Source organism: Anaerolinea thermolimosa, assembly GCF_001050195.2.
GTDB lineage: Bacteria > Chloroflexota > Anaerolineae > Anaerolineales > Anaerolineaceae > Anaerolinea > Anaerolinea thermolimosa.
Map to the genome: position 1 here is coordinate 1,089,010 of NZ_DF967965.1, position 7,062 is coordinate 1,096,071.

The 7,062-nt window shown below is 58.6% G+C and carries 10 protein-coding genes; all 10 read right to left on the reverse strand.

The genetic code is table 11. The annotated features are described in order from the left end of the window. Window positions 1-238: GxxExxY protein (locus ATHL_RS04985; protein WP_114679465.1), on the reverse strand; the 238-nt coding region annotated here is incomplete at its 3' end. A gap of 7 nt (window positions 239-245) precedes the next feature. Beyond that, window positions 246-1,121 carry a hypothetical protein gene (locus ATHL_RS04990; protein ID WP_062190411.1) on the reverse strand — a complete coding sequence of 292 codons (876 nt, stop codon included), beginning with the start codon at window positions 1,119-1,121 and terminating at the stop codon, window positions 246-248. Window positions 1,122-1,391: 270 nt separating this feature from the next. Next, complete coding sequence (locus tag ATHL_RS04995) at window positions 1,392-1,853, reverse strand: ribbon-helix-helix domain-containing protein (protein WP_062190413.1); 462 nt, start codon at window positions 1,851-1,853, stop codon at window positions 1,392-1,394. After that, window positions 1,853-2,914 (reverse strand): ParA family protein, encoded by a 1,062-nt coding sequence (locus ATHL_RS05000; RefSeq protein WP_062190415.1) that lies wholly within the window; start codon window positions 2,912-2,914, stop codon window positions 1,853-1,855. The genes ATHL_RS04995 and ATHL_RS05000 overlap by 1 nt, the downstream gene beginning before the upstream one ends. 96 nt (window positions 2,915-3,010) lie before the next feature. Beyond that, a complete protein-coding gene (locus ATHL_RS05005; protein ID WP_084001183.1) occupies window positions 3,011-3,907 on the reverse strand; it encodes a DNA cytosine methyltransferase in 897 nt (298 codons plus the stop codon). After that, window positions 3,895-4,149, reverse strand: coding sequence for a hypothetical protein (locus ATHL_RS05010; protein WP_062190419.1), 255 nt, complete (start codon window positions 4,147-4,149; stop codon window positions 3,895-3,897). Before ATHL_RS05010 ends, ATHL_RS05005 begins: the two co-directional genes overlap by 13 nt. Continuing rightward, a complete protein-coding gene (locus tag ATHL_RS05015) occupies window positions 4,121-5,425 on the reverse strand; it encodes an FtsK/SpoIIIE domain-containing protein (RefSeq protein WP_062190421.1) in 1,305 nt (434 codons plus the stop codon). Before ATHL_RS05015 ends, ATHL_RS05010 begins: the two co-directional genes overlap by 29 nt. A gap of 1 nt (window position 5,426) precedes the next feature. Then, window positions 5,427-6,443 (reverse strand): hypothetical protein, encoded by a 1,017-nt coding sequence (locus tag ATHL_RS05020; RefSeq protein WP_062190422.1) that lies wholly within the window; start codon window positions 6,441-6,443, stop codon window positions 5,427-5,429. Next, complete coding sequence (locus tag ATHL_RS05025; protein ID WP_236822329.1) at window positions 6,427-6,825, reverse strand: hypothetical protein; 399 nt, start codon at window positions 6,823-6,825, stop codon at window positions 6,427-6,429. Before ATHL_RS05025 ends, ATHL_RS05020 begins: the two co-directional genes overlap by 17 nt. 4 nt (window positions 6,826-6,829) lie before the next feature. Beyond that, a partial coding sequence (locus ATHL_RS19240; protein WP_236822330.1) for a hypothetical protein occupies window positions 6,830-7,062 on the reverse strand: 233 nt, incomplete at its 5' end.

A 7,062-nucleotide genomic window follows, 5' to 3' on the forward strand; every position in this document is an offset into this window, starting at 1 on the left:
CCACCACCGCATCGCCTTTCTGCACCAGCAAGTCCGGTACCACCTCCCCAACCACCTGCCCGTTGTAGCGCACCTTCAGCCGCGGCTGGTAGCGCACCACCTCCCCGCTCTCCCGCAGTTCGTTCAGCAGCGCCCGGTGGTACACCAGTTCGGGGTAACCTGGCCCCAGCTTCCGCTGCACCCGCCGCGCATGGCGGAGAATCTGACCCAGCACCGGTAGATATTTCTCAGAGACCATGTTGCGCCTAATGCTCGATAAACTCGGCGTACTTGCCGGAAATATACGCATGGCGTTGTTGCTCACGGTAATACTCACTGCCTGGATCCAACTCCGGCGGGTATTCTCCGGCGTTGCGCAAGACCGTGCGCAGCAGTGCCCCGCTCCAGCCCCGCACTCCGGCGTACCACAGCCACTGACGCACCCGCTCCGGGTCTTCCCGCCAGGCCGTTTCGACATCCGCCAGTGATCCGCGCCAGCCGAGTGCGTTGAATTTGTCCTGAATTTCAGATGGCAGGCCGCTGTTTTGCGAGCGTTTTATCTTTCGATTTGCTTTTCGATTTGCAGAACGTTCAGCAGCAGCAGCAAATCCATTGCTGTTAATTTCTGCTGTAGTTTCTGTTAATGTAGTTTCTGTTAAATTACCTTTAATATCCGAGGCTTCGATTTGCGAGTTTTCAACAAATGGATTTGCTAGTTTCTTACAAATGGATTTGCTAGTTTCTCGCAAATCCATTTGCGAGTCTATTGTCTGAACATTATCGTTTTCGGGCTGTAAAAGGGCCAGCAGGTCATTGGCCAGAGCGGGAAGATCAATGCTGTAATGCAACACCGGAGTGCCGGAGACCTGCCGCAATTCGGTCTTGACCCAGCGGGTCACCCGCTTGCGGCATTGGTCAATTTCGTACCGGCTCAAAGCCAGTTCTTTTTCCCATTCCTGGTAAGTCTTATAAAACACTCCCGGCGTGGACGAACGGCTTGACCAGTAGATACACTGTGACAAAAACAATGCCGCTTTCAAATCACCGGTCAAGTCCACGAATACACGGGGAATAGTCAGAATATTGGCTTGCCCGGAGATTGCACGGATCAGATTGATCACCCCTTGCATGTCATTGCTCATCTTGTTCCTCCAGAAATCATCCTGTGAACGGCTCAAATTCACCTATTCCCGAATGCCTCAAAAATGCCCAAAAACAGGGCTTTTTTTACCAAAGGTCTTATCCTAGCCATACCCTCAAATCAGAGGCCTTGTAGGGCCTCTACGCGGCTCAAGGGCTGTCCCTTCCCTTTTTTAGGGCTGTCCCTTTGAGACGTCCCTTGAAAATTCAAGGGCTGTCCTTTAGGGTCGTCCCTTGAAAACTCAAGGGCTGTCCCTTGAAATCCTCTTTCACTACGATTTTTTGTTTTTCCGCGACTCAAGCTTTTCCTTCCTTTCCTCATCCTTGGGATGCACCAGAATCCAGTCGTAGCGCGGCGATTCCGAGGGGTGCTTGAAGCCCCAAAAGCTAATCTCTTTCTTCTCATACCTCTCCACCGCTTCAAACAGGAAGAAGGTGATCACCTGCGAAACCGTGACGCTTTCTTTCCCTGCAATCCTTTCCAGGGCTTCCCGCAGTTCAGCCGGTATATCCACGGTGACTTTGTTGGGCTTCCTTCCTCGGGCTTTTTCTTTCTCCCGGCGCTTCTTCTCCTCTTCCTTGCGCCGCATTTTCAGCAGGCGCTCACGCTCTTCCCGGCTGAGGCGCAGTTCGTCAAAGTGGCGCTGGCGGTCGGAGAGAATCTCCGCCACCTGCTCATCCGCCGGGGGGATGGATTGAATCGCTGGACGGTATTCTCCCTTTGCCTTGGTCATTACACACCTCCTAACAAAGCGATTAGCTCTTCCAAAATCGCCGCATATCCACCGATGGTCTTCCCACTGCCGTTGATATATCCCTGTATTGCCTGGCACTGCGGAGCGTACTCCCAAACCGTCATGCCGCGACCTGGGGCTTCTGCCAGCCGTACATCCTGCGGAATTGGCGGAAGAACTTGTTTCCCGAATGCATCGACCAATTCCACCAGCCGCTGGTGGGTCTCCTTGGTCACACGGTCAAAGAACGTGGGGAGCAGATAATACCTTCCGGGCATTCGGGAACGCCGCGCCGTTTCGGTAATCGAGCGGGTGATCTCATTCACCCCGTCCAGGTCGGTGTAGCGTAGACGGGTTGGGATAATCACGTAATCGCTGGCTAACATCGCCGCAATTTGCAAGTGATTCAGGCTCGGCGCAAGCCGTACATCCTGCGGAATTGGCGGAAGAACTTGTTTCCCGAATGCATCGACCAATTCCACCAGCCGCTGGTGGGTCTCCTTGGTCACACGGTCAAAGAACGTGGGGAGCAGATAATACCTTCCGGGCATTCGGGAACGCCGCGCCGTTTCGGTAATCGAGCGGGTGATCTCATTCACCCCGTCCAGGTCGGTGTAGCGTAGACGGGTTGGGATAATCACGTAATCGCTGGCTAACATCGCCGCAATTTGCAAGTGATTCAGGCTCGGCGCAAGGTCGAGCAGTACGGCATCCATTTCAAGAGCAGTGCTTTCCTCGCGCAGACGGTCGGCAAATTCTGCCGCTCCCCATTGCTCCTCACGCATCCGCCCAAGCACCCGGTCGGTGGTCTTATCTCCAGGCAACACCCAGAGGTTTTCGCGCACCTGGACGACTACCTGCTCCAAAGGCTCTTCATCGTAGTACCATCGGCGCACCCCAGGCGCTTTGGAAATGTTCAACTGCGTGGCAATATGCCCTTGCGGATCGCAGTCAACCAGTAGGGTACTGTACCCCTTCAGAGCAAATCCACTTCCCAGTGTGACCACCGAGGTCGTTTTGCCTACACCGCCTTTTTGATTGATGAATGCAAAAACTTTCATCCCGCCTCCCCAAACAAATGCATCTGCGGCTCGACCTTACGCTCCTGTCTCTCATGCGTCAGCCAGAGATCCAGCGGCAAAAGATTCGCCGCCCGTTCAATCTCCAACCCATCCACTTCCTGCACGAGAGCCACCAGCCACTCCGGGGCTCTCTCGCTCATCCGCGCGTAGCGCGCTCTGGTTCCCCTGCGCAGTTCGTACAATTTCAGCGCCGACATCAGGTCGTCTTTGTCCTCGATCCGGTACACCCGCCATTCGCTCCTGTCCATGTCCGTTTCCTCCATTCAGATAAACGCGAATTGCCTTTGCTAATGCTCTGCTCATCGGCAGGGGAACGGCGTTTCCTATCAGCCGCTGTTTGCCCTCTACCGTGAGCGGCGTTGGGTCAAAAAAATCTTCCGGTAATCCCTGCAAACTCAGGGACTTGCGTACCAGGGCATTGGATTTGTCCGTCTTTTTACTCAACCGCCGTTCTCGAAATTGTCCGTTTGCCAGTACGGCTCCTTCAAATTCCACCGCTTCCAGCGCCGTATATTCAATCCATCGGCGCAAATCCACTTCTTGTTTTCCTTTCACCCCAAACCAGATTTTCCTCAGCCGATTCTGCGGCGTGCTGTTGACCAGCCAGCGATTGTTCAACAGAAACGCATGAACTGCGTATCCCTCTACCTCCGGATCGGGTGCAGATGGCACGTTCTCCATCAAAAACCATTCGGGTTGGGCTTCATTTACACACCGCGCAAATTCCGGGATCAAATCCGGCGCTGCCCTGCCCCACCGGTATCGCACAATGGCCGCTAAACGGCTGTGCGCTTGACAGGGTGGACCTCCGATAACCCCTTCAAATACTCCGGCAGGAGGATGAAAATTCCGAATGTCGTGCAGCGTTCCGTACACGATGTCCGGCCCGCGCACAACCGTCCAGCCTTGCTCGATAAATCCCAAATCGAGCAATCCCAATCCGGGAAACAGAGAGAGCATTAATCCGCGCATTGCTTTGCCCGTTGCAGTTTCTCAACAAATTCCGGGTAATCCAGCCACTCGATCCATGTTCTTCCGCCGTGCCCGTGCACGGCGATCAGCGCCGCCACAGACACGAAAATATTCAGTCCGTACGGCTCCCGCAGCCAGTGCAGTACCGCCGTTCCATCCGAGAACTCCACCCCCTCTGCCACGATCCCCGTTCCACTCACGCCTGACACATCCTCATCTCTCACCAGCAAAAATCTCCGCATACACGCTCCCGTTTGAGGGCTTTGAGGCACTTTGAGGGGTTTGAGGGGTTGAGAGGATTTCCCGCAGTTTCGGGGCAATCCTGCGGTTGGTGCCTTCCCGCACCACCCAGCCGCGCTGTTCCCACTCTTCCAGCAGTTTCCGCGCGCGCCACTCGCTCCACCCCCACTCCACCAGTTTCGGGATGGACACCTGCCCGCCCTGCCCGGCTCTCTGCACCATCTCTATTTCTTCATCACTCAACACCGGACGGACTTCTCCCAACAGAGACTTGTCCACAAAGTAGGTCTGTACCAGTCCCCACCGGTCGGTCACTGCCAAACCGGGACGTTGCGGAGAAATGCTCTCCGCTCCGGCGCAGTGGACGCGCTTTGCCATCTCCGCACTGCGCACCCGGAAGCAAACCGCCGTGTTCACCTGTTCCCGCAGGGGACCCACAAGGTCTTTGGTGAACTCCTGCGCGGCGAACACCACCTGTACGCCAAACTTGCGCCCGCGCCAACCGAGTTGCGCAATTTGCTGGCGGATCTCCGGCGTACTGACCGCTAACGCAGAAAACTCATCCAGCACCACCAGCACACGGGGAAGCCGTTCCCGCCCATCCAGTCCAGCCATGCGGTTGTACTCGTCCAGCGTGTCGGGATAGCCCGCCACCCTGCGGAACAACTCTGCCCGCCGGTCGCACTCGGAGAGGGCTTTCTGCACCAGCAAGACACCCTTCTCCGGCGTGGTGGCGATGTCCGCAAGTAACTGCTCATGTCCTTCCAGCATGGGGAAGGTGGCTTGATCCAGGTCGGATAACAGCAGGTTCATCCCGTCCCGCAGGGCCTGGTACACCAGCAGGCGCAGGAAGACGCTCTTGCCCGATCCCGTCTGCCCCGCTACCAGCACGTGACCCAAATCCTGCCATCTCAGGTTGATGGCTCCGCTGATTCCCACACCCACGCTGACCGTGTTCATCGGCGCGGTGAGAGGAAAATCCGCCCGCCTTGGCAAACGGGGAAGGTGTCCTAACAGGAACACGTAGCCCATACCCTTCGTGGCAAGGAACACGGGGTAGCCTACTTCGGCAGCGATTTGGCGCAAGAGGTCGTCGCTGGCGTACTGCTCCAGCCGTTCCACCCTGCGGGTGTCCAGCGGTGCTACCAGAATCGGCACGCCGTTGACCTCTGTCAGGGCATAGCGTTCAATTGCCGGGACAAGCCTGCGTTTGGCAAGCACCTGCGGGAGACGGTAGGCGATTCCTTCGGCAATGTGCTGAACCCGTCGGCTGATCATCTCATTCCTCCACGGCTTTGCGGTAAATGGAAGGCAGGGCATCTTCCAGCAGGGGGCGCATGCTCTTTTCATCCACCACTTCCACTTTGGGTGCAGGCAACTGCGCGGGTGCGCTCATGCTCTGCGCCAGCCGTTGCGCCTTTTCCTTCTGCCCACCGGCGGAGAGCGCGCGAATGGCACTCACCTTCTGGTCGTTCTCCGTCACCCGTAACTGCCCGGCGTCCATTTTGGGCGGGTTGTGCGGGTCGAGCACGGCGCCGGGGGCGCGGTCGGGGACAATCACCTTGCCGTCCTGCACCAGCACCAGTTTGCCGTCTGCCAGCTGCGTCAGTACACGGTTGCGCTGGTACAGCCAGGCACCGTACAGGGCAAGGACAATCAGCACGCCGAGCAGGAAGAAAGGCAGAACTGCCCAGGCGTACTTGGCGTAGTCCTGCTGGATGGTGCGGATCTGTTCCTGTTTCAGTGATTCCTGCGCAATCCCTGCCTGCGCGGCCTGCGCGGTGGCCAGGGCGGCGGCGTTGGCGGCGTCCACCGTTGCCTGCCGCATGACTGCCACCTGGGTCGCAGTGGCTTCGGCTTGCGCGGCGGTTTGGGTCATCTGCCAGGCCTGCGCGGTCTGCTGGGCTTGCAGGGCGGTCTGCGTTTGCTGGACGATCCACGCACGCTCAGTCGCCGTTGCCTGCGCCTGCATGGTGGCGTTCCAGGCGGTTTGTGTCTCCCGTTGGGAGATGGCGGTGGCTTCGGCGATGACCGCTTCCATCGTGGCGGTGCGGAGCAGGCGGTAGTACTCCGCGGTGGCTTCGGCTTGCCGGGCGGCGGATTCGGCTTTGACCTGCTCGGCTTCCAGGTACTGCGCCGTCTGGCGGGCGTACTCCGCCCGCTGGGTTGCCATGACCGCCTGGCGTTCCAGGTACAGCGCCTGGGCGGTCGGGTCCAGCGGCACGGCTTCGCCGCTGCACGCCGTGAGCAGTGCCATGACCACGATCGTGGTAGCGACTTTACCAGAGCGAGTCATCTTCGTCCTCCGGTTCGGGCAGGGCCTGGAGCGTGCGGGACGGCAGAGAGGGCTGCATGGGAGCGGTGTTCATCTGGCGCAGGTAGCGCAGGAGTTCTAACTGCACCAACTGCTGGATGGGGTCTCCCTGGGGGAGAGACACCGGGCGGGGGGCGTCTCCCACCCGTGCCCATCTGGCGTTGGGACCCGGCAGCCACTTGCCCTGCGGTTGCGCCTGTTGGCGGTTGCGCTGGTAGAGCAGGTAGCCCAGCAGGATGAGAGCCACCAGCAGGGCGAAACCGAATGCCACCACCAGGACGGTGAGCAGGGTGGCGTTGACCGCCTGTCCGCTGGCGGCAATCTGCGCGGCACGGGCGGCTTCAATGGCGGCTTGGGCCTGCAAAGCGTCAGCGTGCGCCTGCAGCGACACGGCGACGGCGACCGCCAGGGCCACAAGAAAGCCCAGAACAATGGCAATCCACACCATGCTTCACCTCTTCCCGAACCACCTTCCCCTGCTTGATTACCACCCGCTCCCCGGTCTTGACGTTTTCAAACACCGTGCCGTGCGGCCAGGGGCAGGGGATGTCTTCCCTCTGCCGCCCGAATGATGGCGGCAGTTCTATGTCGCTCCAGCGGA